This window comes from Variovorax sp. AC103 (assembly GCF_979254005.1).
In genome coordinates, this window is record NZ_CEEDFC010000006.1 from 21,141 (window position 1) to 45,991 (window position 24,851).

Genomic DNA, 24,851 nt, shown 5'->3' on the forward strand with positions numbered 1-24,851 from the left:
AATGGGGGGATGCACCCCAAAGCCCTGTTGGAGGCCACCGCCGATCTGGTCGGCCTTGTCCTGAAATTCGATCACCCGGCCGACCAGGTCGTTTCGCGCTTTTTCCGCGACCACCGCGAGTTCGGCCCGCGCGAGCGCGCGACGCTCGCCGAAACCGTCTACACCGTGCTTCGCAAGAAGCTGTTGTTCGACCACCTCTCGCCCTCGGGCAGCGGCTCGAAGGAGCGCCGCATGGCGATCCTCGGCTTCTATGGCCCGCGCGACTTCCTGAAGAGCGCGCTCAACGACACCGAGAAGCGCTGGCTCGACAACTGCGACGCCGTCAAGCCCGACGACCTGCTCGAACGCCATCGCCACAACCTGCCCGAGTGGCTGGTCGCGCCGCTGAAGGCGCAACTGGGCGACGGCTTCTGGCCGCTGGTCGAGAGCCTTCAGCAACCCGCCCCGCTCGACCTGCGCGTCAATGCGTTGACCGACAAACGGGCAGAAGTGAAGGCGGAGCTTGCGAAGGCTGCTATCAAATCTGAAGTAACGCCGTTCTCGCCCTGGGGCTTGCGCATCGAAGGCAAGCCGGCGCTGACCAAGCTGGACGCATTTGCCCGCGGCGCCGTCGAGGTGCAGGACGAGGGCTCGCAACTGCTCGCGCTGCTGCTGGACGCCAAGCGCGGTGAAATGGTGGTCGACTTCTGCGCCGGCGCGGGCGGCAAGACGCTGGCCATCGGCGCGACGATGCGCAACACCGGGCGCCTGTACGCGTTCGACACGTCGGCGCACCGGCTGGACGCGCTCAAGCCGCGGTTGGCGCGCAGCAAGCTGTCGAACGTGCATCCGGCCGCCATCGCCCATGAACGCGACGACCGCGTCAAGCGCCTGGCGGGCAAGATCGACCGCGTGCTGGTCGATGCGCCGTGCTCCGGGCTGGGCACGTTGCGGCGCAACCCGGACCTGAAATGGCGCCAGTCGGTCAAATCTGTCGAGGAACTGACGGTCAAGCAGACCGCCATCCTGCAAAGCGCGGCGCGGCTCGTGAAATCGGGTGGCCGTCTGGTTTACGCCACGTGCAGCGTGCTGCCGGAGGAAAACGAGGCCATTGCCGAGGCTTTCGGTGCTGCCAACCCCGATTTCGTGCCGGTGGACGCGGCAGAACTGCTGCAAGGCCTGAAAGTCGAGGGTTTTGAAGCACTGTGCGCCGGCGGGGAGGGGGGGCTGCGCTACCTGCGCCTGTGGCCCCACCGTCATTCCACCGACGGTTTCTTTGCCGCCGTGTGGAACCGCAAATAGGGACAGCACTCCAAACGAGGGTAAATCTGCGGTTTTCTTAAAGGTTTAAAGGGCCCGTTTCGGGTCCACCCCTTTAAAATCGCAGGTTACCTTAAGGCTGCACCTTCGTGTGGCCATGGAGTACCTGACTCAATGTTGCTTCCTGACTCCGCCGTTCTCGACGCGGCCATTCAATGGCTCGGACACGGCCTGTGGGACCTCGCATGGTGGCAAGTCGTGCTGTACACGCTCGTCACCACGCACATCACGATTGCCGCGGTCACGATCTTCCTTCACCGGACGCAAACGCACCGGGCTATGGATCTCGGCCCGATTCCGTCGCATTTCTTCCGCTTCTGGCTGTGGCTCGGCACCGGCATGGTGACCAAGGAGTGGGTTGCCATTCACCGCAAGCACCACGCCAAGTGCGAAACCGTCGACGACCCGCACAGCCCGCAGGTCAAGGGCATCGACGAAGTGCTCTGGCGCGGCGCAGAACTCTATCGCGCCGAATCGAAGAACAAGGAAACGATGGAGCGCTATGGTCACGGCACGCCCGATGACTGGATCGAGCGCAACCTGTACACGCGCTACAGCTGGCAAGGCGTCGGCCTGATGCTGGTCATCAACCTGGCGCTGTTCGGCACGCTCGGCATGGCCGTGTGGGCGGTGCAGATGCTGTGGATCCCCATCACCGCCGCCGGCATCATCAACGGCATCGGCCACTATTGGGGCTACCGCAACTTCGAGGCGCAGGACGCCAGCCGCAACATCATGCCCTGGGGCCTGATCATCGGTGGCGAAGAGTTGCACAACAACCATCACACCTACCCGACCTCGGCCAAGTTCTCGGTCAAGAAGTACGAGTTCGACATCGGCTGGGTCTACATCCAGGTGTTCCAGAAACTCGGCTGGGCCAAGGTCAAGAAGGTGCCGCCGAAGATGCAGATGGGCGACATCCAGCCCGTGGCCAACGAGAAGACCCTCGAAGCCGTCATTGCCAACCGCTACGAAGTCATGGCCGGCTATGCGCGTGAAATGCGCCGCGCCACCAGCCTGGAGCTGGATGCGCTGAAGACCAAGGGTGCCGACCTGTCGGTGCTCAAGGCCGCCAAGCGCTGGCTGCACCGTGACGACGACAAGGTGCCGGCGTCGGCCCGCACGCACGTTGTGCAGGCCCGCGCTGCTCATCCGGTGCTCGACAAGATGGTCACGATGCGCGAAGAGTTGCGCCAGCTCTGGCTGAACACCTCGCAGTCTCGTGAGCAACTTGCGGCCGATCTGGCGGCATGGTGCCATCGTGCGGAAGCCAGCGGCATTGCCGGTCTGCGCGACTTCTCGACCCGCCTGCGTGCCGCACGCGCCTGACGCGAGCCAACCCAATCAAGAAGCCGGCCTGAGGGCCGGCTTTTTTACGTCTGTCAGTTTCGAGCGCCTGCCCTGCTTTTGCGAGAAGTGCAGTGAGGCGAAGAAAGTGCAGGCAACAAAAAACCCGCTGGGTAAGCAGCGGGTTTCTTGTTTTGGAAAACGGGAGCTGAATTACTTCAGCTTGATTTCCTTGTATTCGACGTGCTTGCGCGCCTTCGGGTCGAACTTCATGATCGACATCTTTTCAGGCATCGTCTTCTTGTTCTTGCTGGTCGTGTAGAAGTGGCCGGTACCCGCAGTGGATTCCAGCTTGATCTTTTCGCGTCCGCCTTTGCTCGTTGCCATGATTCAGCTCCTTAAGCTTGGCCGCGTGCGCGCAGGTCTGCGAGCACGGCGTCGATACCGTTCTTGTCGATCAGGCGCAGGGCAGCGCTCGAAACGCGCAGGCGAACCCAGCGGTTTTCAGTTTCGACCCAGAAACGGCGGTATTGCAGGTTCGGCAGGAACCGGCGCTTGGTTTTGTTGTTGGCGTGGGAAACATTGTTTCCGACCATCGGGCCTTTGCCCGTTACGTCGCATACGCGTGCCATGAGGACACTCTTTCTTGAACAGCTGGCACCGCTCGCAACCGAAAAGTCGCAGGGTGTTTTGCAGCTTGACCTCGCCAGAAACGGGTGGCGGTACCCCGGCTTTGCCGTAACCTGTCCTGGTTGAAGGGTGGTCCTATTTCGGCAAAGCCTCGGATTATAGCCCTTTCCCCCGCCGCCTGGTTTAAAGCGTGCCGTCCTGTTCCAGGAAGCGCTGCGCGTCCAGGGCCGCCATGCAGCCGGTGCCTGCGCTGGTGATCGCCTGGCGGTACACGTTGTCCTGCACGTCGCCTGCGGCAAAGACGCCGGGAATGCTGGTCATCGTGGCAAAGCCTTGCAGGCCGGAGCGGGTCAGGATGTAGTTGTCCTTCATGTCCAACTGGCCCTGGAAGATGTCGGTGTTGGGGTGGTGGCCGATGGCAATGAAGCAACCCTTGAGGTCGATCTGTTCGGTGGCGCCGGTCTTCGTGCTCTTGAGGCGGATACCTGTCACGCCCGAATCGTCGCCCAGCACCTGGTCGAGTTCACTGTGCAGCTTCAGGACGATCTTGCCCTCGGCCACTTTCTCCATCACCTTGTCGATCAGGATCGGCTCGGCGCGGAACTTGTCCCGGCGGTGCACCAGCGTGACCTTGTTTGCGATGTTGGAGAGGTAAAGCGCCTCCTCGACGGCCGTATTGCCGCCGCCGATCACGCAGACTTCCTGTTCACGGTAGAAGAAGCCGTCGCAGGTGGCGCATGCGGAGACGCCGCGGCCCATGAACTTTTCTTCGGAAGCCAGGCCCAGGTACTTGGCCGAGGCGCCCGTTGCAATGATGAGCGAGTCGCAGGTGTAGGTGGCGCTGTCGCCGGTCAGGGTGAAGGGGCGCTTGCTCAGGTCGACCTTGTTGATGTGGTCGAACACGATCTGCGTGTTGAAGCGTTCGGCGTGCTCCAGGAAGCGCTGCATCAGGTCCGGGCCCTGCACGCCGTGCACATCGGCGGGCCAGTTGTCGACCTCGGTGGTGGTCATCAGCTGGCCGCCTTGAGCGATGCCGGTGATGAGCAATGGCTTCAGGTTTGCGCGCGCTGCGTAGACGGCGGCGGTGTAGCCGGCGGGGCCGGAGCCGAGAATCAAAACCTGGGCGTGTTGGGGTGCGGACATGAGTGGAAAACCTAGGATGAACGCTTCGTCAGCGTGTACATTTTCAGGGTGGTAGCGATATGTATGGAGTATCACTGCCCGGTTCAACACCGGGTAAACGGTGTTTTCAATGCGCGCGATTGTAGTAATCCATTGGCGGGTCTTCTGGACTGCTCCGTGCGCTGTCTCAGGGATTGATTAATGTCGATGCTGTCCAACCTCGAATTGCTTCGGCGCGTTCCCTTGTTCGCGTCTCTGACGGCCACGCAGTCCGCAAGCATCGCGGACGCGATCATCAAGAAGCGATTCAAGCGCTCCGAGGTCGTCGTGGAGCAAGGCAAGAAGTCCGACGCGCTCTACATCATCCTGACGGGGCGCGCGCGCGTCACCAGCGCCGACAGCCGCGGGCGCGAAGTCATCCTGGCCACGCTGCATCCCGGCGACTACCTGGGCGAGATGAGCCTGATCGACGACGAGCCGCATTCGGCCACCGTGCGCACCGAAATCCAGTGCGACGTGCTCATGCTGGGGCGCGACGCCTTCGCGCGTTGCCTGCCCGAGAACTCCTCCATGGCATACAACATCATGCGCGGCCTGGTGCAGCGCCTGCGCCACGCCGACCGCAAGATCGAATCGCTGGCGCTGATGGACGTGTATGGTCGCGTGGCGCGTTCGCTGCTCGAGTTCGCCATCGAGGACGGCGCGGGCAACCTGAAGGTGCGTGACAAGATTTCCCGCCAGGACCTGGCCAAGATGGTGGGCGCTTCGCGCGAGATGGTGAGCCGCGTCATGAAGGACCTCGAAGAGCGCGGTTTCGTGCAGACCCAGGAAGACGGCTCGATGATCGTCAAGGAACGGCTCCTGTCCCTGGCTTGAGCCTGCGGGGCCGGCCCATCACTGGCGGCCCTGGCCTTTTGTTGTAGTGTTCGTGCGTCCGCCTCCGTTTTTCCGGGCCGGACGCCGTGTTTTTCATGACCTATTCGCTCAATACGCTTCAATCTTCTTCTGCCGCCCAGGGCCAACCCGTGCGCGTGCGCGCCATGCGCTTCGCCCACGAGATCACGCTGATTGCAGGATTCGCAGCGCTGTTGTTCTGGCTGCTCGCCATGCTGAGCTTCACGCCTTCCGACGCGGCCTGGTCGACATCGGGCACCGGGGGCGAAATCAAGAACTGGGGCGGGCGCATCGGCGCCTGGCTGGCCGACGGCAGCTATTTCCTTGCGGGTTATTCCGTCTGGTGGTGCCTTGCCGCCGGGCTGCGTGCCTGGCTCTCTTCGCTCGCAGGATGGCTGCGCGGCGGTGAGTCTGCGCCGGCGGCCGAGCAGCCCCCGCGCGGCCGTTTCAATCGCAGCCGCCTGGCGTTCTGGTTCGGCCTCGTGCTGCTGCTGTGCGCGAGCACGGTACTCGAATGGTCGCGACTGTATCGTCTCGAAGCCCATCTGCCGGGTTCCGGCGGCGGCGCGCTGGGCTACCTCGTGGGCCCGGCCAGCGTTCGCTGGATGGGCTTCACAGGTTCGGCGCTGATTGCCATCGCGGGCGGCGTGATCGGTTCGGCGCTGGTGTTCCGCTTCTCATGGAGCCTGATCGCCGAGCGCATCGGCGCGCGTGCGTATTCGCTCTTCGAGTCGCGCCGCGAGAAACGCGAAATGGCGGCCGACATCGCCATGGGCAAGCAGGCCGCCCGCGAGCGCGCCGAGGCTGACGAGCCGGCGTTCATGCGCGGCGATTCGCTCGGCAAGGCCGAGCCCTCCATGGCGCCGGCGCCGGGCGGTTTCGCTGACGACGACGAAGAAATTTTCATCGAGCCGCGGCCCAAGCGCCGCGCCGCTTCCCCGCCGGTGCAGATCGAGCCCGCGTTGGCCGAAGTGCCCAAGAGCGATCGCGTCGTCAAGGAGCGCCAGAAGCCGCTTTTCAAGGAATTGCCCGACAGCAAGCTGCCTCAGGTCGACCTGCTCGATGCGGCGCTGGTGCGCCAGGAAACGGTGTCTTCCGACACGCTCGAGATGACCTCGCGCATGATCGAGAAGAAGCTCAAGGACTTCGGCGTCGAGGTGCGCGTGGTGCTTGCGTCGCCCGGCCCCGTCATCACGCGCTACGAAATCGAGCCCGCCACCGGCGTCAAAGGCTCGCAGATCCTTGGCCTGGCCAAGGACCTCGCGCGCTCGCTCTCGCTGGTGTCGATCCGCGTGGTCGAGACGATTCCGGGCAAGAACTACATGGCGCTCGAACTGCCGAACGCCAAGCGCCAGTCGATCAAGCTCAGTGAAATCCTGGGCTCGCAGATCTACAACGAGGGCAAGTCGATGCTCACCATGGGCCTCGGCAAGGACATCATTGGCAACCCGGTGGTGGCCGACCTCGCGAAGATGCCGCACGTGCTGGTGGCTGGTACCACCGGCTCGGGCAAGTCGGTCGGTATCAACGCCATGATCCTGTCGCTGCTCTACAAGGCCGAGGCACGCGACGTCCGCCTGCTCATGATCGACCCCAAGATGCTTGAAATGTCGGTCTATGAAGGCATTCCGCACCTGCTGGCGCCCGTGGTCACCGACATGCGCCAGGCCGCGCATGGCCTGAACTGGTGCGTGGCCGAGATGGAGCGCCGCTACAAGCTCATGAGCAAGCTCGGCGTGCGCAACCTGGCCGGCTACAACACCAAGATCGACGAAGCGAAGGCACGCGAAGAGTTCATCTACAACCCGTTCAGCCTCACGCCCGACGATCCGGAGCCGCTCAAGCGCGAGCCGCACATCGTGGTGGTCATCGACGAACTGGCCGACCTGATGATGGTGGTCGGCAAGAAGATCGAAGAGCTCATTGCACGCCTTGCGCAAAAGGCACGTGCCGCTGGCATTCACCTGATCCTGGCCACGCAGCGTCCCAGCGTCGACGTGATCACCGGCCTGATCAAGGCCAACATCCCGACCCGCATCGCGTTCCAGGTGTCGAGCAAGATCGACAGCCGCACCATCCTCGACCAGATGGGCGCCGAAGCGCTGCTCGGCATGGGTGACATGCTCTACATGCCCAGTGGAACGGGTCTTCCGATCCGCGTGCACGGCGCCTTTGTCAGCGACGAGGAAGTGCATCGCGTGGTCGCCTACCTGAAGAGCCAGGGCGAGCCCGACTACATCGAAGGCGTGCTCGAGGGCGGCACGGTCGACGGCGATGGTGACGGCGACCTGCTGGGCGGCGGCGATGCCGAAAAAGACCCGATGTACGACCAGGCGGTCGAGGTCGTGCTCAAGAACCGCAAGGCCAGCATCTCGCTGGTGCAGCGCCACCTGAAGATCGGCTACAACCGCGCCGCGCGCCTTGTCGAAGACATGGAAAAGGCCGGCCTGGTCAGTTCCATGAGCGGCAGCGGCCAGCGCGAAATTCTGGTGCCGGCACGCGCGTCGGAGTAATTGGCCGCGGGCCTTCGAATTCAGGTTACGTGCTGAAAGGCAATTTGCAAAAGCGCTGTACGGCATTGCAAATCTTCATCCAGACCTACAGCTGCCGCAATTGACGGCAGTTAGGGTCGAGGCCCGTGGCACAGCCCCGTGCAACAGCACAGCTATTGCGAGCAATCGCGAGGAATCCAAATTGAAATTGCGTCATTGGCTATTGATCGGCCTCCTGTGTTCCGCCAATGCATGGGCCGGCGGGCTCGAGAGCCTCGAAACCTTCGTGAAGACCGTCAAGTCGGGCCGCGCCGACTTCACCCAGACCGTGACCGCCCCGCCGCGCGAAGGCCAGCCTGGCCGCACCAAGACCTCGACGGGCACCTTCGAATTCCAGCGTCCCGGCAAGTTCAAGTTCGACTACCAGAAGCCTTTTGCACAGAGCATCGTGGCCGACGGCAAGACGCTGTGGCTGTACGACGCCGACCTCAACCAGGTCACGCAACGTACGCAGGCCCAGGCGCTGGGCTCCACACCCGCGGCGTTGATTGCCGCGGCGCCCGACCTGCGCGCCTTGCAGGCCGATTTCACGCTGGAAGCCGCGCCGGAGCGCGATGGCCTGCAATGGGTCAAGGCCACGCCGAAGAACAAGGACGGCCAGCTGCAGAGCGTGCAGGTCGGCTTCCAGGGCGACGCGCTGGCGGCGCTCGAGATTCTTGACAGCTTCGGCCAGCGCTCGGTGCTCAAGTTCAGCAAGGTCGAAGTGAACCCGTCGATGCCCGCGAGCGTGTTCGATTTCAAGGCGCCCGCCGGCGCCGACGTCGTCAAGCAATAGCGCAATCTCCATCGGTTTGGCCACCTCCGCCCACCAGCCCCTTGCCGAACGCCTGCGTCCCAAGACGCTGGGCGAGGTGATCGGCCAGCAGCACCTGCTCGGCCCGGGCATGTCGATGCGCATCGCCTTCGAGTCGGGCCAGCCGCATTCCTGCATCCTCTGGGGGCCGCCGGGCACCGGCAAGACCACCATCGCGCGGCTCATGGCCGATGCCTTCGATGCCCAGTTCCTCAGCATCAGCGCGGTGCTGGGTGGCGTGAAGGACATCCGCGAAGCGGTCGACCGCGCCACCTCGACGCGCGACGGGCTCGAGCAGCGGCGCACCATCGTCTTCGTGGACGAGGTGCACCGCTTCAACAAGAGCCAGCAGGACGCGTTCCTGCCGCACGTGGAATCCGGTCTGTTCACCTTCATCGGCGCGACCACCGAGAACCCGTCCTTCGAAGTCAACTCCGCGCTGCTCTCGCGTGCCGCGGTGTACGTGCTGCAGTCGCTCAACGAGCAAGACCTCCAGCAGATCGTGGTGCGCGCGCAGGCGATCCAGGCCGTGCCCGGCATCGAGGCCGCCGCGGTCGAACGCCTGGTGGCCTATGCCGACGGCGATGCGCGCCGGTTGCTCAACACCCTCGAGACGCTTGCCGTCGCGGCGCAGGCCGAAAAGCTCGGGCAGATCACCGACGAGTGGTTGCTGCGCGTGCTCGGCGAGCGCATGCGGCGCTACGACAAGGGCGGCGAACAGTTCTACGACACCATCAGCGCGCTGCACAAGTCGGTGCGCGGCAGCGACCCCGACGCCGCGCTCTACTGGTTCGTGCGCATGCTCGACGGCGGCGCCGACCCGCGCTACATGGCGCGCCGCCTGGTGCGCATGGCCAGCGAGGACATCGGCCTGGCCGACCCGCGCGCGCTGCGCCTGGCGCTGGACGCGGCCGAGGTCTACGAACGCCTGGGTACCCCCGAAGGCGAACTGGCGCTGGCCGAGTGCGTGGTCTACCTCGCCATCGCACCCAAGTCGAACGGGGTCTACAAGGCCTACAACGCGGTGCGCGCCCTCATCAAGAAGGACAGCACGCGCCCGGTGCCCATGCACCTGCGCAACGCGCCCACCAAGCTCATGAAGGAGCTCGACTACGGCAAGGGATACCGGTACGCGCACGACGAGGAGGGCGGTTTTGCCGCTGGCGAGCGCTACCTCCCGGACGGCCTGGAAGGCCAGGTCTTCTACGAACCGGTGGATCGCGGACTCGAAATTCGCATCGGCGAGAAGCTGCGCGAACTGCGACGCCGAAACGCGGAAACCAACGATTGATACCGTCTTGCAACATGCACCCAGCGAGTGCATGACCTCACGCGCATACAGCATGAGGTGAGCGGGTAAACCCCGGTCAACACGCACCAATTCAGCGCTGGTGCGTGCTTACAATCCCGCCCACAAATCCGCCAGCGACACATGTTGGCTGGTTTTTTGCTTGTCATGCCAAGGGCGCCAAACCGGTGCCTCGGTGGGTGAATGGCACCCCGCGTCGGTGCAACACATAGGAAATCGCGTTATGGAAATATTGCTGCAGCAGATCATCAACGGTCTGGTACTGGGCAGCATGTATGCCTTGATAGCCTTGGGCTACACCATGGTGTACGGCATCATCAATCTGATCAACTTTGCACACGGAGAGGTATTGATGGTGGGGGCTCTGACGAGCTGGACCATCATCGGGCTCATGCAGGACGCCATGCCCGGCACCCCCGGGTGGCTGATCCTTCTCATTTCCCTGGTCATTGCCTGCATCGTTGCGGCAACCCTGAATTTCGTGATCGAGAAGGTGGCCTACCGGCCGCTGCGCAACAGCCCCAAGCTCGCGCCGCTCATCACCGCCATCGGCATGTCGATCCTGCTGCAGACGCTGGCCATGATCATCTGGAAGCCGACCAACAAGGCTTACCCGAACCTGCTGCCCACCGACCCCATCCACCTGGGCGGCGCCGTCATCTCGCCCACCCAGGTCATGATCCTGAGCGTCACGGCGTTCTCGCTCGTGGTGCTGATGTGGCTGGTCAACTACACCAAGCTCGGACGCGCCATGCGCGCCACCGCAGAGAACCCGCGCGTGGCGGCCCTCATGGGCATCCGCCCCGACATGGTCATCTCGGCCACCTTCATCATCGGCGCCGTGCTCGCGGCCATCGCCGGCGTGATGTACGCATCGAACTACGGCATCGCGCAACATGCGATGGGCTTCCTGCCCGGCCTGAAGGCCTTCACCGCGGCCGTGTTCGGCGGCATCGGCAACCTCGCGGGCGCAGTGGTCGGCGGCATCCTGCTGGGCCTCATCGAGGCCATCGGTTCGGGCTACATCGGGACGCTGACGGGCGGTGTGCTGGGCAGCAACTACAGCGACATCTTCGCGTTCATCGTGCTGATCGTCATGCTCACCCTGCGGCCGTCGGGCCTGCTCGGCGAGCGCGTGGCGGACCGTGCCTAAGGAGCGAACCATGAAGAACAGCAAGAACCTCGCTCTCTACGTCGTCGGCATCATCGCCGTGCTGGCACTGCCCCTGCTGCTGCAGATGCAGGGCAACGCCTGGGTGCGCATCGCCGACATCGCACTGCTCTACGTGCTGCTGGCCCTGGGCCTGAACATCGTGGTCGGCTACGCCGGCCTGCTCGACCTGGGCTACGTGGCCTTCTTCGCGGTGGGTGCCTATCTCTATGCGTTGATGGGGTCGTCGCACCTGACCGAGACCTTCCCCTGGTTCGCGCAGATGTTCCCGAACGGCCTGCACACCTCGCTGCTGATCGTGGTCCCGCTGGCCCTGGTGGTGGCCGGCTGCCTCGGCGTGCTGTTGGGTGCGCCCACGCTCAAGCTGCGCGGCGACTACCTCGCCATCGTGACGCTGGGCTTCGGCGAAATCATCCGCGTGTTCCTGAACAACCTGGACCAGCCGGTGAACATCACCAACGGTCCGAAGGGCATCACGGCCATCGACTCCATCAAGTTCTGGGGCCTGGACCTGGGCAAGGCATGGAAGTTCGACGGCTTCACGATCTCTTCGGTGTCGCTTTACTACTACCTGTTCCTGGTGCTGGTGATCGCCACCGTGATCATCTCGCACCGCCTGCAGGTCTCGCGCATCGGGCGCGCCTGGATGGCCATTCGCGAAGACGAGATCGCCGCCAAGGCCATGGGCATCAACACCCGCAACATGAAGCTGCTGGCCTTCGGCATGGGCGCCAGTTTCGGCGGTGTGTCGGGCGCCATGTTCGCGGCCTTCCAGGGCTTCGTGTCTCCGGAATCCTTCAGCCTGATGGAGTCGGTGATGATCGTCGCCATGGTCGTGCTCGGCGGCATCGGCCACCTGCCCGGCGTCATTCTGGGCGCGGTGCTGCTGGCCGCGCTGCCCGAGGTGCTGCGCTACGTGGCCGGCCCGCTGCAATCGATCACGGGCGGACGCCTCGACGCGTCGATCCTGCGCCAGCTCTTCATTGCGCTGGCCATGATCATCATCATGCTGGTGCGTCCGCGTGGCCTGTGGCCTTCGCCGGAGCACGGCAAGACGCTGACCAAGAAGGGCGGCGTGCCCGTCGACCCGGCCCATGCGGCCGTGGCTCCGGGGTCGCTGCAGACGCATGCGCCGGGCATCGACTCGCCCGCCGACGAATTGCCGGGCGCGGCCTCGCGCCCCATGTCGATCAATCCGTGAACGCCGCAGGACCCATCAACATGACGACTACGGACACCATCCTCGACGTGCGCGGCATCTCCAAGCGCTTCGGCGGCTTGCAGGCCCTCTCGGACGTGGGCATCACCATCAAGCGCGGCCAGGTCTACGGCCTGATCGGCCCCAACGGCGCGGGCAAGACCACGTTCTTCAACGTGATCACCGGCCTGTACACGCCCGACAGCGGCAGCTTCGAGCTTGCGGGCAAGCCTTACCAGCCGACGGCCGTGCATGAAGTGGCCAAGGCCGGCATTGCGCGCACCTTCCAGAACATCCGCCTCTTCGCCGAAATGACGGCGCTGGAAAACGTGATGGTCGGGCGCCACATTCGCACGAATTCGGGCGTGTTCGGCGCGATGCTGCGCACCCGCAGCTTCAAGACCGAAGAGAAGGCCATTGCCGACCGCGCGCACGAGCTGCTCGACTACGTGGGCATCGGCAAGTTCGCCGACTACAAGGCCCGCACGCTGAGCTACGGCGACCAGCGCCGCCTGGAAATTGCACGCGCCCTGGCCACCGACCCGCAGCTCATCGCGTTGGACGAGCCAGCCGCCGGCATGAATTCCACCGAGAAGGTGGCGCTGCGCGAGCTGATCGACCGCATCCGGCGCGACAACCGCACCATCCTGATCATCGAACACGACGTCAAGCTCATCATGGGCCTGTGCGACCGCGTCACCGTGCTGGACTACGGCAAGCAGATTGCCGAAGGAACGCCGGCCGACGTGCAGAAGAACGAAAAGGTGATCGAGGCTTACCTCGGCACCGGAGGCCACTGACATGAGCACCGCAACCATGAGCGAACAAGAAACCGTGTCGAACGCGGCGCAGGCCAAGGCGGCAGGCAAGACGCTGCTGAAGGTCAGCGGCCTGAAAGTGGGCTACGGCGGCATCCAGGCCGTGAAGGGCGTGGACTTCGAGGTGCGCGAGGGCGAGCTGGTCTCGCTGATCGGCTCCAACGGCGCCGGCAAGACCACCACCATGAAGGCCATCACCGGCACGCTGCCGCCCGGGGCCGGCACCATCGAGTTCTTGGGCCGCAGCATCAAGGGTCGCGGCGCCTGGGACCTGGTGGGCGAGGGCCTCGTGATGGTGCCGGAAGGCCGCGGCGTGTTCACGCGCATGACCATCACCGAGAACCTGCAGATCGGCGCCTACATCCGCAAGGACAAGGCCGAGATCGCCAGCGACATGGAGCGCGTCTTCGTCACCTTCCCGCGCCTGCGCGAGCGCAAGGACCAGCTGGCCGGCACCATGTCGGGCGGCGAGCAACAGATGCTGGCGATGGGCCGCGCGCTGATGGCCCGCCCCAAGGTGCTGCTGCTCGACGAACCGACCATGGGCCTGTCGCCCATCATGTGCGACAAGATCTTCGAGGTGGTGCAGACCGTGGCCTCGCAGGGCGTGACCATCCTGCTGGTGGAGCAGAACGCCAACCGCGCGCTGCAGCTGGCCGACCGCGGTTATGTGATGGAGTCGGGCCTGATCACCATGAACGGTGAAGCCAAGGCCCTGCTCAGCGACCCGCGCGTGCGGGCCGCCTACCTGGGCGAATAGCCGCCGGATTCCCTTCCGGAAATACCGCGGAACCGGCTCTGCCGGACCGCAGGTATTGCCCCCTTGCAAGGGGGAAAGCGGCACGAAGTGCGCGAAGCCCGGGGGTCAGTCCACTTTCGCGCCGGTCGCCTTGACGACCGCTTCGTACTTGGAGAGCTCGCTCTTCATGAAAGCACCGAACTGCTCCGGCGAGCTGGCCACCGGCTCGGCCAGCAGGCCGGCGAAACGGGTCTTCGTTTCCGGTGCGTTCAGTGCCGCCACGAAGGCCTGGTTCAGCTTCACGACCACGTCGTGCGGCGTGCCGGCCGGTGCCACCAGGCCCCACCACGTATCAATGGAGAAGCCCTTGAGCGTGTCCGCGATGGGCGGCACGTCTGGCAGCGAGCTGCTGCGCTGCAGCGTCGTCACGGCAATCGCCTTGAGCTTGCCCGAGCGGATGTTCGGCGCGGCGGTGGCGAGGTTGTCGAAGTTGAAGTCGACCTGGCCCGAAATCAGCGCCAGCTGCGCCGGGCTGCCGCCGTTGTACGGAATGTGCAGCGCGAAGATGCCCGCTTCCTTCTTGAACAGCTCGCCTGCCAGGTGCCCGGCGCTGCCGTTCCCGCCGCTGCCGTAGTTGAGCTTGGCGGGGTTGGCCTTGGCGTAGCGGATCAGGTCGGCCACGGTGTTGATGTTCAGGCGCCTGGCCGTGTCGGCGTTCATCACCAGCACGTTGGGCACGCGGACCATCTGCGTGATGGGCGCGAAGTCGGTGGCGGCGTTGAACGGAATCTTGCTGTAAAGCCAGGGGTTCACCGCGTTGGTGGCGGTGGCCGCGATGCCGATCGTGAGGCCGTCGGCGGGCGCCTTGGCCACGATGTCGGCACCGATGTTGCCGCCTGCGCCGGGCTTGTTGTCGATGATGACCGGGCCCAGCGTGTCCTTCACGCGTTCGGCCAGGATGCGCGCCGTGTTGTCGATGGGGCCGCCCGCGGCGTACGGAACCACGAGGCGGATGGGGCGCTGTTGCTGGGCCGTCGCCGGCGCTGCGCCCATCAGGGCCGTGGCGCTGGCGAGCAGCGTGAGAAGGAAGTGTCTCGTCTTCATTTGTTCTAGCGGTAGTGGTCTCGGGAAATTCAGGGAACGGCCTTGTCGGCCTCCGTGGTGAACGCGTCGGCGAAGAACTCTTCTTCGGGCAGGCCGGCCAGCGCCACGTAGTCGCGCTTGGCCGAGTCGACCACGATGGGCGCACCGCAGGCATACACCTGGTGGCCCGACAGGTCTGCAAAGTCTTCGAGCACGGCCTGGTGGACGAAGCCGGTGCGCCCGGTCCAGTTGTCGTCGGGCGTGGCGTTGGAGATGACGGGCACGTAGCGCAGGTGGGGCATCTGCGCCATCTGCTCGTGCACCCAGGCGTCCATGTAGAGGTCTTCAGGCCGGCGGCCTCCCCAGTAGAGCGTGGCGGGCCGCTGGCTGGCCTTGAACTTCAGGTGCTCCAGCAGCGCCTTGATGGGCGCGAAGCCCGTGCCGGACGCCAGCAGGACCATCGGCTTGCTGGAGTCGTCGCGCAGGAAGAAGCTGCCGAACGGGCCCTCGATGCGCAGGATTTCCTTTTCCTTCATGGTGCCGAACACATGATCGGTGAACTTGCCGCCCGGCAGGTGCCGCAGGTGCAATTCGATGCCCGTGCCGGGCTCGCCCAGCGTGTGCGGCGCATTGGCCATCGAATAGCTGCGGCGCGCGCCGTCGCGCAGGATGAACTCCACGTACTGGCCCGCGTGGAACTGCAGCGGCTCGCCGGCGGGCAGTTGCAGGCGCATCATCATCACGTCGTGCGACAGGCGGGTGAGCGCCTGCACCCGCACCGGCATCTTGCGGATCGGCATGGCCCCGGCCTCGGTGACCTGGCGCGATTCGAGCACCACGTCGCTCTTGGCATGGGCGCAGCAGGTCAGCACGAAGCCGGCGAGTTGTTCCTCGGCGCTGAGGGCCTTGCTCTGGTGCGGGCCGAGCGTGACTTCGCCCGAGAGCTTTTTGCACTTGCAGGAGCCGCATGCGCCGTCCTTGCAGCCGTAGGGCAGGCCGATGCCCTGCCGAATGCCGGCCGCGAGGATGGTTTCGTCCCCCTGAACGACAAAATGCCGCCCGCTGGGTTCGACAGTGATCGAAAAACCCGCGTCGAGCGGCGCTGTAGCAGTCATCGGTATTCTTCGGCTTGTTTCAGCCTGTGTCTGAAAACGGAAAGGGAACAGGATTTTGCCTTCAATCAATAGCCCCTCCGGCGCACTGCCGGCGCGGTTTCGGCGCGAGCGCCTCCTGATCGTCGGTTGCGGCGACGTCGGCCAGCGCGTGGCGCGCGACCTGAGAGGCCGCGTGCAGCTGGTGGCGCTCACGTCGTCGGCCGACCGGGTGGGCGCCCTGCGGGCGGCCGGTATTCGCCCCTTGGTGGGCAATCTGGACGATGCCGCCACCCTGCGCCGGCTGGCGGGCATCGCCACGCGCGTGCTCCACCTGGCGCCGCCCGCCCGCGAGGGCGGCAAGGAATGGTGGCGCGACCATCGGACCACGGCGCTGGCGCGGGCATTGCGCCTGCGCTCGGTGCCCTCGGCCTTCGTCTACGGATCGACCAGCGGCGTCTATGGCGACTGCGGCGGCGCCTGGGTGGGCGAAGCCCGTGCCGTGCGGCCCGACACCCCGCGCGCCCACCGCCGCGTGGATGCCGAGCGCGCCGTGCGCTGGCTGGGCCGCAGCGCGGGCGTGCGCGCCAGCATCCTGCGCATTCCGGGCATCTATGCCCCTGACCGCGACAACGGCACGCCCCGCGCCCGCCTGCTGCGCGGCACGCCGGTGCTGCGGCGCGAGGACGATGTCTACACCAACCACATCCACGCCGACGACCTGGCGCGCGCCTGCGTGGCGGCGCTGTTCCGCGGCAAGCCGCAGCGCATCGTGCATGCCTCGGACGACACCGAGCTGCGCATGGGCGACTACATCGACCTGGCCGCCGACCTCTACGGCCTGCCGCGCCCGCCCCGCGTGGCACGCGGCGAGGCCGAGCGTCAGTTGCCGGTGCAGCTGTTGAGTTTCATGGGGGAGTCTCGCCTGCTGGACAACACGCGGCTGAAGCGCGAATTGCGGGTGCGGCTGGTGTATCCGACCGTGCACACCGGCCTGCGCGAAGCAGCCTGACTGCGGGTCGGCCGGGGCAGATGGCCCGGCCCCTTCCAGGGATACCGCGGAACCGGCTCCGCCGGTATCGCCCCCGGTAGGGGGAAGGAGAAGCGACACGAAGTGCGCGAAGCCTGGGGGCGAGAAAAAGTGTGGTGCCCGGGGCCGGAATCGAACCGGCACACCTTTCGGTGGGGGATTTTGAGTCCCCTGCGTCTACCAATTTCACCACCCGGGCAGGGTTCTGAAGCAAGCCCAAAATTATGGCACAGTGGCCGACATGAATTATCCGACGATCGAAGATGCCATCGGCAAGACGCCCCTGGTCGCCCTGCAACGCATCCACGCCGCAGAAAATGCCAAGCGCGGCAACGTGATTCTCGGCAAGCTGGAGGGCAACAATCCGGCGGGTTCGGTGAAAGACCGGCCAGCCCTCTCCATGATCAAGCGTGCCGAAGAACGCGGCGAGATCAAGCCCGGCGACACGCTGATCGAAGCCACCTCGGGCAACACCGGCATCGCGCTGGCCATGGCCGCGGCCATCAAGGGCTACCGCATGGTGCTGATCATGCCGGAGGACCTTTCCGTCGAACGTGCCCAGACCATGAAGGCCTTCGGCGCCGAGCTTGTGCTCACGCCCAAGAGCGGCGGCATGGAATATGCGCGCGACCTGGCCGAGCAGATGGTGGGGCAGGGCAAGGGCCGCGTGCTCGACCAGTTCGCCAACCCCGACAACCCCCGCATCCACTACGAGACCACGGGCCCCGAGATCTGGGCCGACACCAAGGGCAAGGTCACGCACTTCGTGAGCGCCATGGGCACCACCGGCACCATCACCGGCGTGTCGCGTTTCCTGAAGGAGAAGAACCCCGCTGTGCGCATCGTCGGCGCGCAGCCGGCCGAAGGCTCGCGCATTCCGGGCATCCGCAAGTGGCCGGCCGAGTACATGCCCAAGATCTTCGATCCGAGCCGGGTCGACCAGGAAATCAGCGTGACCCAGGACGACGCCGAGGAAATGTGCCGGCGCCTGGCGCGCGAAGAGGGCATCTTCGGCGGCATCTCGGCGGCCGGCGCCCTGTGGGCCGCGCTGGAGGTGTCGAAGACCGTGGAGAACGCCACCATCGTGTTCGTGGTATGCGACCGTGGCGACCGCTACCTCTCCACGGGCGTCTTCCCGGCATAAACGACAACCCGCTGCCCCGCCCCCTGGGCGTGCGCTGCCATAAAAAAGAAGAGAGCCCCCATGCCCCATCCCAAGTTCTGCCAGGTCTGCGCCACGCCGCTCGAATGGATCGCGTTGATGGAAGACGGCGGCCCCAAGGAGCGCCTGCGCTGCCCCAACTGCGGTCACACGCACTGGAACAACCCCACGCCCGTGCTCGCCGCCATCGTCGAATACCGCGGCCAGGTGCTGCTGGCGCGAAACGCGGCGTGGCCGGGCAAGATGTTCGCGCTGATCACCGGCTTCATGGAGGCCGGCGAGACGCCCGAGGAGGGCATCGCGCGCGAGGTGAAGGAAGAAACCAACCTCGACGTCAGCGCCACCAAGCTGGTCGGCGCCTACGACTTCCAACGCATGAACCAGATCATCATCGCGTACCACGTGGTGGCCGACGGCGAGGTGAAGCTCTCGCCCGAACTGGTCGACTACCGCCTGTACGACCTGCCCGACCTGAGGTGCTGGCCCGCCGGCACCGGCTATGCGCTGGCCGACTGGCTGCGCACGCGCGGGCACGAGCCGGTGTTCTTCACCGCCGCCGAAAACGAAGAGCGTCGCCGCGGACTGGCCCTGCCGCCGGAGCCTGGCAATGCCAGTTGAAGTCGACCGCGAACTCGACACGCGCGGGCTGAACTGCCCGCTGCCCATCCTCAAGGCGAAGAAGTCGCTCAACGAGATGACGAGCGGGCAACTGCTGAGGGTGGTGTCGACCGACCCCGGATCGATCCGCGACTTCCAGGCTTTTGCGCGCCAGACGGGCAACGAGCTGATGGGGCAGGAGACGGTGGGAAGCGACTTCATCCACGTCTTGAAGCGCCGCTGACCCGGCCAAAAAGCAGAAGGGCCGCAGCAGCGGCCCTTTTCACAAGCGCGACGAGCGCAATCGGCGGGGCTACAGCTTCAGGCTCTTGAGGTACTCGCGAAACTCCGCGCCCACCTCGGGGTGCGCCAGCGCCAGCTCGACGGAGGCCTGCAGGAAGCCTTCCTTGCTGCCGCAGTCGTAGCGCACGCCCTTGTACGAATAGGCGTAGACCGATTCCTTCTTCATCAGCGCCGCGATGCCGTCGGTCAGCTGGATCTCGCCGCCCGCGCCCTTGGGCTGGTTGCGGATCTCGGCGAACACGCCCGGCGTGAGGATGTAGCGGCCCGCCACGCCCAGGCGCGACGGCGCATCTTCGGGCTTGGGCTTCTCGACCATGCGGGTGACCTTGACCAGGCCGTCTTCGATGGCGTCGCCGGCCACGATGCCGTAGCGCTTCACGTGTTCCAGGGGCACCTCCTGCACCGCCAGCAGCGAAGCGCCGAGGCGGTCGAAGGCGGCGGTCATCTGGGCCAGCACCGGTTGGCCGCCCACGGGGCCGACCATCAGGTCGTCCGCCAGCAGCACGGCGAAGGGCTCGTCGCCCACCAGGTGCTCGGCACAGAGCACGGCGTGACCCAGGCCCAGCATGCGCGGCTGGCGCACGTAGGAACAGGTCATGTCGTCGGGCATGACCGAGCGCGCGATGTTCAGCAGGGCGGTCTTGCCGCTGGCCTCGAGCTGGCTTTCCAGCTCGTAGGCGGTGTCGTAGTGGTCTTCGATGGCGCGCTTGTTGCGGCCGGTCACGAAGATCATGTCGCGGATGCCCGCCGCGTAGGCCTCTTCCACCGCGTACTGGATCAGCGGCTTGTCGACCACCGGCAGCATTTCCTTGGGCTGTGCCTTGGTGGCGGGCAGAAAGCGGGTGCCGAAGCCCGCCACGGGAAATACAGCCTTGCGGATACGTGTCGATGGTGTGGGCATGGGCAGGTTCGGCTCAGTTCGTTGGAAGATGTAAATCAGTGTGCTGAAACGGCAAGCAATTGCCGAACCAGCATCCTAAACGCCCGCGATTTCGCACGTCTGTCAGCCGAGGCGCACAAGCTGGTCGCGCAGGCGCTCCAGCGTGGCGGTGAAGTCGGCCAGGCGCTTGCGCTCCTGGTCGATCACCGCCGGCGGGGCCTTGGCCACGAAGGCCTCGTTGCCCAGCTTGCCGTGCACCTTGGCGATTTCGCCCTCGATGCGCGCGATTTCCTTGCCGATGCGGACCTTCTCGGCTGCCTTGTCGATCTCCATGTGCAGGCACAGGCGCGTTGCGCCCACCACCGCCACGGGCGCCGCTTCGGCGGCTGCCTGCCACGAGGCTTCGTCGTCGAAGACCTTCACTTCCTTGAGCTTGGCCAGCGCCTGCAGCACCGGCGCCGACTCGCGCAGGAAGGCCGCGCCCTCGGCGTCGTCGGCCACCGCATACAGCGGCAGCCGGGTCGCCGGCGACACGCTCATCTCCCCGCGCAGCGTGCGGCAGGCATCCACCAGTGCCTTCAGCCGCGCCACATGGGCTTCGGCCGCTTCGTCAATCTTCTCGGGCTGGCTCTTCGGGTAGGCCGCCACCATGACCGACTCGCCGTCACGGCCCGCGACCTTCGACACCTTCTGCCACAGCGCTTCCGTGATGAACGGAATCACCGGGTGCGCCAGGCGCAGCAGCGTCTCGAGCGTGCGGATCAGCGTGCGGCGCGTGGCGCGCTTCTGCGAGTCGTCGCCGGTCTGGATCTGCACCTTGGCAATTTCCAGGTACCAGTCGCAGAACTCGTCCCAGGCGAACTGGTAGATCGCGTTGGCCACGTTGTCCAGGCGGTATTCCTCGAAGCCCTTGGCCACCTCGGCCTCCACGCGCTGCAGCTGCGAGACGATCCAGTAGTCGGCGCGGCTGAACTTCAGGTAGCCGTGGGCCGGGCCGCCGACCTTGCAGTCTTCCTTGGTGTGCTCCAGCAGGCCGCAGTCCTGGCCTTCGCAGTTCATCAGCACGAAGCGCGTGGCGTTCCACAGCTTGTTGCAGAAGTTGCGATAGCCCTCGCAGCGCTTCGAATCGAAGTTGATGCTGCGGCCCAGCGAGGCGAGCGATGCGAAGGTGAAGCGCAGCGCATCCGCGCCGAAGGCCGGAATGCCGTCCGGAAACTCCTTCTGCGTGTTCTTGCGCACCGCGGGCGCCGTCTCGGGCTTGCGCAGTCCCTGCGTGCGCTTGTCGAGCAGCTCGGGCAGCTGGATGCCGTCGATCAGGTCGACCGGGTCGAGCACGTTGCCTTCGGACTTGCTCATCTTCTTGCCCTGCGCATCGCGCACCAGGCCGTGGATGTACACGTCCTTGAACGGCACCTTGCCGGTGAAGTGCTTGGTCATCATGATCATCCGGGCGACCCAGAAGAAGATGATGTCGTAGCCCGTCACCAGCACCTGCGAGGGCAGGTAGAGCTCCAGGTCTTGCGTCTTTTCGGGCCAACCCAAAGAAGAGAAGGGCACCAGCGCCGCCGAATACCAGGTGTCGAGCACGTCCTCGTCGCGCCGCAGCGTCCTGCCCGGCGCCTTGGCCTGTGCATCGGCCTCGTTCTCGGCCACGTACACATTGCCTTCCTCGTCGTACCAGGCCGGAATCTGGTGGCCCCACCAGAGCTGGCGCGAAATGGTCCAGTCCTGGATGTTCTCCATCCAGTGGTTGTAGGTATTGACCCAGTTCTCGGGCACGAAGCGCACCTCGCCCGACTTCACCACGTCGATGGCCTTCTGCGCGATCGACTGGCCGTCGGCGCCCGGGCGCGTCATGGCCACGTACCACTGGTCGGTGAGCATCGGCTCCACGATGGCGCCCGAGCGCGCGCAGCGCGGCACCATGAGCTTGTGCTTCTTCACCTCGACCAGCAGGCCCAGCGCATCGAGGTCGGCCACGATGGCCTTGCGCGCCACGAAGCGGTCCATGCCGCGGTACTTCCCGGGCGCGTTGTCGTTGATGGTCGCGTCCAGCGTCAGCACGCCGATCATCTCGAGCTTGTGTCGCTGGCCGACGGCGTAGTCGTTGTAGTCATGGGCCGGCGTGACCTTGACCACGCCGGTGCCGAATTCCTTGTCGACGTAGTCGTCGGCAATGATGGGAATCAGCTTGTCCACCAGCGGCAGCTTCACGTGCTTGCCGATCAGGTGCTTGTAGCGCTCGTCCTCGGGGTGGACCATCACTGCCGTATCGCCGAGCATGGTCTCGGGCCGGGTGGTGGCCACGGTCAGCGTGCCGCTGCCGTCTTCCAGCGGATAGGCGATGTGCCAGAGCGAGCCGTCTTCCTCTTCGCTCTCGACTTCGAGGTCGCTCACGGAGGTCTTGAGCACCGGGTCCCAGTTGCCCAGGCGCTTGCCGCGGTAGATCAGGCCTTCTTCATAGAGCTTCACGAAGGTCTGCGTCACGACCGCGGAAAGGTCTTCGTCCATCGTGAAGTATTCGCGGCTCCAGTCCACCGTGTCACCCATGCGGCGCATCTGCTGGGTGATGGTGTTGCCCGACTTCTCTTTCCACTCCCACACGCGCGCCACGAAGTTCTTCCGGCCCAGGTCGTGGCGGCTGACCTTCTGCTCCTGCAGCTGGCGCTCCACCACGATCTGCGTGGCGATGCCCGCATGGTCGGTGCCCGGCAGCCACAGCGTGTTGTCGCCCTTCATGCGGTGGTAGCGCGTGAGGCTGTCCATGATCGTCTGGTTGAACGCATGGCCCATGTGCAGCGTGCCCGTCACATTCGGGGGCGGCAGCTGGATGGCGAACGACTCGGCGCCGTCCTTGGGTTGCTGCGTGCCGCGAAAGCCCGCCTTGGCATAGCCGCGCTTTTCCCATTCCGGGCCCCAGTGCGCCTCGATGGCGGCGGGTTCGAACGATTTCGACAGGCTGTCGAGGCCGGGTTGGGCAAGGGGAGTGGTGGATTCGCTCATGGGGAATGCAGAACGGCAGCCTCGGGGCGCCGTCGGTGACAGGGTGGGATTGCCCGCGATTTTACCGGCGTGGCCTGGCGTCACTTCACCCACTCATAATTCCGGGATGCTCTTCCTGCTCTCCCCTGCAAAGTCGCTCGACTACGACACCCCGGTTCCTTCCGAAATCCCCGCCACCCAGCCCCATTTCGAGTCCGCCCGCGGCCCTTCGGTCGAGCTGATCAAGCTGCTGCGCGAGAAGTCGCCCCAGCAGATCGCCGAGCTCATGCACCTGTCGGACAAGCTCTCCGCGCTGAACGTGGCGCGCTACGAGGCCTGGGCCAGCAAGAGCACCCCGAAGAACGCGCGCCAGGCCGCCTTCGCGTTCGACGGCGACGTCTACGGCGGCCTCGACGCCCGTACGCTCAACCCGGCGCAACTGGCTTGGGCGCAGGACCACATCGGCATCCTCAGCGGCCTGTACGGCCTGCTGCGCCCGCTCGACCTGCTGCAACCCTACCGCCTCGAAATGGGCACCCAGCTGGCCAACCGCCATGGCAAGGACCTGTACGCCTTCTGGGGCTCGCGCATCGCAGAGCACCTGAACGAGCGCCTGGCGGCCGACCGCACGCCGGTGATCGTCAACGTCGCCTCGCAGGAGTACTTCAAGTCGGTCGACAAGAAGGTGCTCAAGGCCCGTGTGGTCGAATGCGTGTTCGAGGAATGGAAGGGCGACAAGTACAAGATCGTCAGCTTCTTCGCCAAGCGCGCGCGCGGCCTGCTGGCCCGCTGGGCCGTGCTGCACAAGGCAGCCACGCCCAAGGCGCTGGAAAAGTTCGACCTCGAGGGTTATGGTTTCGACGCGAGCGTGTCCACGGCCGAAAGGCTGGTGTTCAGGCGGAGGCTGGATTGACCCCCGGTCTTCGCGCACTTCGTGTCGCTTCGCCAACCCCCTTTCAGGGGGCGGCACCGGCGGCCCGGCAAAGCCGGTTCCGCGGTGCTTCTGGAACGGGTCGCTGCGAGGTCGTGCGTTGCGGGCCTCGCCTCAGCTGGAAGGAATACTGAAATGTCGCAAGCGATCAGTCCGGAACTGCGCGAATGGCTGGTAGCCCAGCTCGCGGCCGGGCACACGGTGTCGGCGCTGCGCGTGTCGATGCGGGCGGCCGGCTGGCAGGATGCCGCCGCCGACACGGCGCTGGCCCAGCTCGAAGCCGGTTTCCCGCACGTGGAAGCCGCGCTGGCGCCCGTGCGCACCGAAATGCCCGGCCCCGACCTCGACGGCGCGCCGCTCTACCTGGACGCCGGCGACCGCCGCGTGCAGGTGCTGCAGACCCTGCGGCATCCCCGTGTGGTGGTGTTCGGCAACCTGCTGTCGGGCGAGGAGTGCGAAGCGCTGATTGCCGCCGCGCGCGTGCGCCTGGCGCGCTCGCTCACGGTGGAGACCCGCACCGGCGGCGAGGTGCTCAACGTGGACCGCACCAGCGAAGGCATGTTCTTCGAGCGCGGCGAAAACGAGATCGTCGCGCGCCTGGAGCAGCGCATCGCCATGCTGCTGCGCTGGCCGCTCGAATTCGGCGAAGGCCTGCAGATCCTGCGCTATGCCCCCGGCGCGCAGTACCGCCCGCACTACGACTACTTCGACCCCGGCGAGCCCGGCACGCCCACCATCCTCAAGCGCGGCGGCCAGCGCGTCGCCACGCTCGTCATGTACCTGCAGGAGCCCGAGGGCGGTGGTGCCACCACCTTCCCCGACGTGGGCCTCGAAGTGGCGCCCGTGCGCGGCACCGGCGTGTTCTTCAGCTACGACCGCCCCGACCCCGTCACCCGCACCCTGCACGGCGGCGCGCCGGTGCTGGCGGGCGAGAAGTGGGTCGCCACCAAGTGGCTGCGCGAGCGCGAATTCAAATAGAC

The 24,851-nt window shown here is 65.6% G+C and carries 23 protein-coding genes and 1 tRNA gene; 16 read left to right on the top strand and 8 right to left on the bottom strand.

Features of this window, described 5'->3' with window-relative positions; genetic code table 11:
* The first annotated feature begins 9 nt into the window (after window positions 1-9).
* The gene (locus AC0IYU_RS10570; protein WP_435482929.1) at window positions 10-1,281 is read left to right on the top strand and encodes an RsmB/NOP family class I SAM-dependent RNA methyltransferase; all 1,272 of its coding nucleotides are present in this window, start codon (window positions 10-12) and stop codon (window positions 1,279-1,281) included.
* Window positions 1,282-1,413: 132 nt separating this feature from the next.
* Entirely contained in the window at window positions 1,414-2,628 is a 1,215-nt protein-coding gene (locus AC0IYU_RS10575) for a DesA family fatty acid desaturase (RefSeq protein WP_435482930.1), read from the top strand.
* A 171-nt stretch (window positions 2,629-2,799) separates the two neighbouring features.
* Here the strand turns inward: AC0IYU_RS10575 and rpmG are convergent, their stop codons facing one another.
* From rpmG to trxB, 3 genes are all read right to left on the bottom strand, one after another.
* A complete protein-coding gene (rpmG, locus tag AC0IYU_RS10580; protein ID WP_007830291.1) occupies window positions 2,800-2,973 on the bottom strand; it encodes a 50S ribosomal protein L33 in 174 nt (57 codons plus the stop codon).
* A gap of 11 nt (window positions 2,974-2,984) precedes the next feature.
* The gene (gene rpmB, locus AC0IYU_RS10585; RefSeq protein ID WP_007830293.1) at window positions 2,985-3,218 is read right to left on the bottom strand and encodes a 50S ribosomal protein L28; all 234 of its coding nucleotides are present in this window, start codon (window positions 3,216-3,218) and stop codon (window positions 2,985-2,987) included.
* A 181-nt stretch (window positions 3,219-3,399) separates the two neighbouring features.
* Window positions 3,400-4,359 carry a thioredoxin-disulfide reductase gene (trxB, locus tag AC0IYU_RS10590; RefSeq protein ID WP_472116222.1) on the bottom strand — a complete coding sequence of 320 codons (960 nt, stop codon included), beginning with the start codon at window positions 4,357-4,359 and terminating at the stop codon, window positions 3,400-3,402.
* A 180-nt stretch (window positions 4,360-4,539) separates the two neighbouring features.
* Between trxB and AC0IYU_RS10595 the strand changes: the two genes are divergently transcribed.
* The 8 genes from AC0IYU_RS10595 to AC0IYU_RS10630 all read left to right on the top strand — a co-directional run bounded on the left by AC0IYU_RS10595 (window position 4,540) and on the right by AC0IYU_RS10630 (window position 13,833).
* Window positions 4,540-5,214, top strand: a complete 675-nt coding sequence (locus AC0IYU_RS10595) for a Crp/Fnr family transcriptional regulator (RefSeq protein WP_435440646.1) — start codon at window positions 4,540-4,542, stop codon at window positions 5,212-5,214.
* Window positions 5,215-5,309: 95 nt separating this feature from the next.
* Window positions 5,310-7,745, top strand: coding sequence for a DNA translocase FtsK (locus tag AC0IYU_RS10600; protein WP_472116225.1), 2,436 nt, complete (start codon window positions 5,310-5,312; stop codon window positions 7,743-7,745).
* A 181-nt stretch (window positions 7,746-7,926) separates the two neighbouring features.
* The gene (gene lolA / locus AC0IYU_RS10605) at window positions 7,927-8,559 is read left to right on the top strand and encodes an outer membrane lipoprotein periplasmic chaperone LolA (protein WP_435482933.1); all 633 of its coding nucleotides are present in this window, start codon (window positions 7,927-7,929) and stop codon (window positions 8,557-8,559) included.
* 16 nt (window positions 8,560-8,575) lie between these two features.
* The gene (locus AC0IYU_RS10610; protein WP_472116228.1) at window positions 8,576-9,868 is read left to right on the top strand and encodes a replication-associated recombination protein A; all 1,293 of its coding nucleotides are present in this window, start codon (window positions 8,576-8,578) and stop codon (window positions 9,866-9,868) included.
* 241 nt (window positions 9,869-10,109) lie between these two features.
* The gene (locus tag AC0IYU_RS10615; RefSeq protein WP_435440650.1) at window positions 10,110-11,039 is read left to right on the top strand and encodes a branched-chain amino acid ABC transporter permease; all 930 of its coding nucleotides are present in this window, start codon (window positions 10,110-10,112) and stop codon (window positions 11,037-11,039) included.
* A 10-nt stretch (window positions 11,040-11,049) separates the two neighbouring features.
* Window positions 11,050-12,258, top strand: coding sequence for a branched-chain amino acid ABC transporter permease (locus tag AC0IYU_RS10620; RefSeq protein WP_472116230.1), 1,209 nt, complete (start codon window positions 11,050-11,052; stop codon window positions 12,256-12,258).
* 20 nt (window positions 12,259-12,278) lie between these two features.
* Window positions 12,279-13,055, top strand: coding sequence for an ABC transporter ATP-binding protein (locus AC0IYU_RS10625; RefSeq protein ID WP_472116233.1), 777 nt, complete (start codon window positions 12,279-12,281; stop codon window positions 13,053-13,055).
* A gap of 16 nt (window positions 13,056-13,071) precedes the next feature.
* Window positions 13,072-13,833 (top strand): ABC transporter ATP-binding protein, encoded by a 762-nt coding sequence (locus AC0IYU_RS10630; RefSeq protein WP_435440664.1) that lies wholly within the window; start codon window positions 13,072-13,074, stop codon window positions 13,831-13,833.
* 105 nt (window positions 13,834-13,938) lie between these two features.
* Here the strand turns inward: AC0IYU_RS10630 and AC0IYU_RS10635 are convergent, their stop codons facing one another.
* Together AC0IYU_RS10635 and AC0IYU_RS10640 are read right to left on the bottom strand one after the other, a co-directional pair.
* The gene (locus AC0IYU_RS10635; protein WP_472116236.1) at window positions 13,939-14,916 is read right to left on the bottom strand and encodes a Bug family tripartite tricarboxylate transporter substrate binding protein; all 978 of its coding nucleotides are present in this window, start codon (window positions 14,914-14,916) and stop codon (window positions 13,939-13,941) included.
* A gap of 29 nt (window positions 14,917-14,945) precedes the next feature.
* Entirely contained in the window at window positions 14,946-16,010 is a 1,065-nt protein-coding gene (locus AC0IYU_RS10640) for a CDP-6-deoxy-delta-3,4-glucoseen reductase (protein WP_472116239.1), read from the bottom strand.
* Window positions 16,011-16,065: 55 nt separating this feature from the next.
* Here AC0IYU_RS10640 and AC0IYU_RS10645 point away from each other — a divergent pair, with 55 nt between their 5' ends.
* Complete coding sequence (locus tag AC0IYU_RS10645) at window positions 16,066-16,998, top strand: SDR family oxidoreductase (RefSeq protein ID WP_472116242.1); 933 nt, start codon at window positions 16,066-16,068, stop codon at window positions 16,996-16,998.
* Window positions 16,999-17,130: 132 nt separating this feature from the next.
* Here AC0IYU_RS10645 and AC0IYU_RS10650 read toward each other — a convergent pair.
* Window positions 17,131-17,215: transfer RNA gene (locus AC0IYU_RS10650), tRNA-Leu, on the bottom strand.
* Between the two features lie 42 nt (window positions 17,216-17,257).
* Here AC0IYU_RS10650 and cysM point away from each other — a divergent pair.
* Genes cysM through AC0IYU_RS10665 form a run of 3 tightly spaced genes read left to right on the top strand, consistent with a single transcriptional unit; the run spans window position 17,258 to window position 19,019 of the window.
* Window positions 17,258-18,160, top strand: a complete 903-nt coding sequence (cysM, locus tag AC0IYU_RS10655) for a cysteine synthase CysM (protein WP_435435129.1) — start codon at window positions 17,258-17,260, stop codon at window positions 18,158-18,160.
* Between the two features lie 60 nt (window positions 18,161-18,220).
* Window positions 18,221-18,796, top strand: coding sequence for an NUDIX domain-containing protein (locus AC0IYU_RS10660; RefSeq protein ID WP_472116245.1), 576 nt, complete (start codon window positions 18,221-18,223; stop codon window positions 18,794-18,796).
* Window positions 18,786-19,019: a sulfurtransferase TusA family protein gene (locus AC0IYU_RS10665; protein WP_472116248.1), complete on the top strand. Its 234-nt coding sequence runs from the start codon at window positions 18,786-18,788 to the stop codon at window positions 19,017-19,019. Before AC0IYU_RS10660 ends, AC0IYU_RS10665 begins: the two co-directional genes overlap by 11 nt.
* A 69-nt stretch (window positions 19,020-19,088) precedes the next feature.
* Here AC0IYU_RS10665 and galU read toward each other — a convergent pair whose 3' ends face one another.
* Together galU and AC0IYU_RS10675 are read right to left on the bottom strand one after the other, a co-directional pair.
* On the bottom strand, window positions 19,089-19,979 hold the full coding sequence (gene galU / locus AC0IYU_RS10670; protein ID WP_472116251.1) for a UTP--glucose-1-phosphate uridylyltransferase GalU: 891 nt from the start codon (window positions 19,977-19,979) through the stop codon (window positions 19,089-19,091).
* Window positions 19,980-20,081: 102 nt separating this feature from the next.
* Window positions 20,082-22,961 carry a valine--tRNA ligase gene (locus tag AC0IYU_RS10675; protein ID WP_472116254.1) on the bottom strand — a complete coding sequence of 960 codons (2,880 nt, stop codon included), beginning with the start codon at window positions 22,959-22,961 and terminating at the stop codon, window positions 20,082-20,084.
* Between the two features lie 106 nt (window positions 22,962-23,067).
* Between AC0IYU_RS10675 and yaaA the strand changes: the two genes are divergently transcribed.
* Window positions 23,068-23,853, top strand: coding sequence for a peroxide stress protein YaaA (gene yaaA, locus AC0IYU_RS10680; protein ID WP_472116257.1), 786 nt, complete (start codon window positions 23,068-23,070; stop codon window positions 23,851-23,853).
* Window positions 23,854-24,006: 153 nt separating this feature from the next.
* The gene (locus AC0IYU_RS10685) at window positions 24,007-24,849 is read left to right on the top strand and encodes a 2OG-Fe(II) oxygenase (protein WP_435482945.1); all 843 of its coding nucleotides are present in this window, start codon (window positions 24,007-24,009) and stop codon (window positions 24,847-24,849) included.
* The last annotated feature ends 2 nt before the right edge of the window (window positions 24,850-24,851 follow it).

Excerpts from the sequence above, each read along its gene's own strand:
- AC0IYU_RS10635 (WP_472116236.1), bottom strand. The coding sequence starts at position 14,916 with ATGAAGACGAGACACTTCCTTCTCACGCTGCTCGCCAGCGCCACGGCC.
- rpmB (WP_007830293.1), bottom strand. The coding sequence starts at position 3,218 with ATGGCACGCGTATGCGACGTAACGGGCAAAGGCCCGATGGTCGGAAAC.
- AC0IYU_RS10595 (WP_435440646.1), top strand. The coding sequence starts at position 4,540 with ATGTCGATGCTGTCCAACCTCGAATTGCTTCGGCGCGTTCCCTTGTTC.
- trxB (WP_472116222.1), bottom strand. The coding sequence starts at position 4,359 with ATGTCCGCACCCCAACACGCCCAGGTTTTGATTCTCGGCTCCGGCCCC.
- AC0IYU_RS10630 (WP_435440664.1), top strand. The coding sequence starts at position 13,072 with ATGAGCGAACAAGAAACCGTGTCGAACGCGGCGCAGGCCAAGGCGGCA.
- AC0IYU_RS10625 (WP_472116233.1), top strand. The coding sequence starts at position 12,279 with ATGACGACTACGGACACCATCCTCGACGTGCGCGGCATCTCCAAGCGC.
- AC0IYU_RS10570 (WP_435482929.1), top strand. The coding sequence starts at position 10 with ATGCACCCCAAAGCCCTGTTGGAGGCCACCGCCGATCTGGTCGGCCTT.
- yaaA (WP_472116257.1), top strand. The coding sequence starts at position 23,068 with ATGCTCTTCCTGCTCTCCCCTGCAAAGTCGCTCGACTACGACACCCCG.
- cysM (WP_435435129.1), top strand. The coding sequence starts at position 17,258 with ATGAATTATCCGACGATCGAAGATGCCATCGGCAAGACGCCCCTGGTC.
- AC0IYU_RS10640 (WP_472116239.1), bottom strand. The coding sequence starts at position 16,010 with ATGACTGCTACAGCGCCGCTCGACGCGGGTTTTTCGATCACTGTCGAA.
- rpmG (WP_007830291.1), bottom strand. The coding sequence starts at position 2,973 with ATGGCAACGAGCAAAGGCGGACGCGAAAAGATCAAGCTGGAATCCACT.
- AC0IYU_RS10600 (WP_472116225.1), top strand. The coding sequence starts at position 5,310 with ATGACCTATTCGCTCAATACGCTTCAATCTTCTTCTGCCGCCCAGGGC.
- AC0IYU_RS10660 (WP_472116245.1), top strand. The coding sequence starts at position 18,221 with ATGCCCCATCCCAAGTTCTGCCAGGTCTGCGCCACGCCGCTCGAATGG.
- galU (WP_472116251.1), bottom strand. The coding sequence starts at position 19,979 with ATGCCCACACCATCGACACGTATCCGCAAGGCTGTATTTCCCGTGGCG.
- AC0IYU_RS10675 (WP_472116254.1), bottom strand. The coding sequence starts at position 22,961 with ATGAGCGAATCCACCACTCCCCTTGCCCAACCCGGCCTCGACAGCCTG.
- AC0IYU_RS10575 (WP_435482930.1), top strand. The coding sequence starts at position 1,414 with ATGTTGCTTCCTGACTCCGCCGTTCTCGACGCGGCCATTCAATGGCTC.
- AC0IYU_RS10685 (WP_435482945.1), top strand. The coding sequence starts at position 24,007 with ATGTCGCAAGCGATCAGTCCGGAACTGCGCGAATGGCTGGTAGCCCAG.
- AC0IYU_RS10665 (WP_472116248.1), top strand. The coding sequence starts at position 18,786 with ATGCCAGTTGAAGTCGACCGCGAACTCGACACGCGCGGGCTGAACTGC.
- AC0IYU_RS10620 (WP_472116230.1), top strand. The coding sequence starts at position 11,050 with ATGAAGAACAGCAAGAACCTCGCTCTCTACGTCGTCGGCATCATCGCC.
- AC0IYU_RS10615 (WP_435440650.1), top strand. The coding sequence starts at position 10,110 with ATGGAAATATTGCTGCAGCAGATCATCAACGGTCTGGTACTGGGCAGC.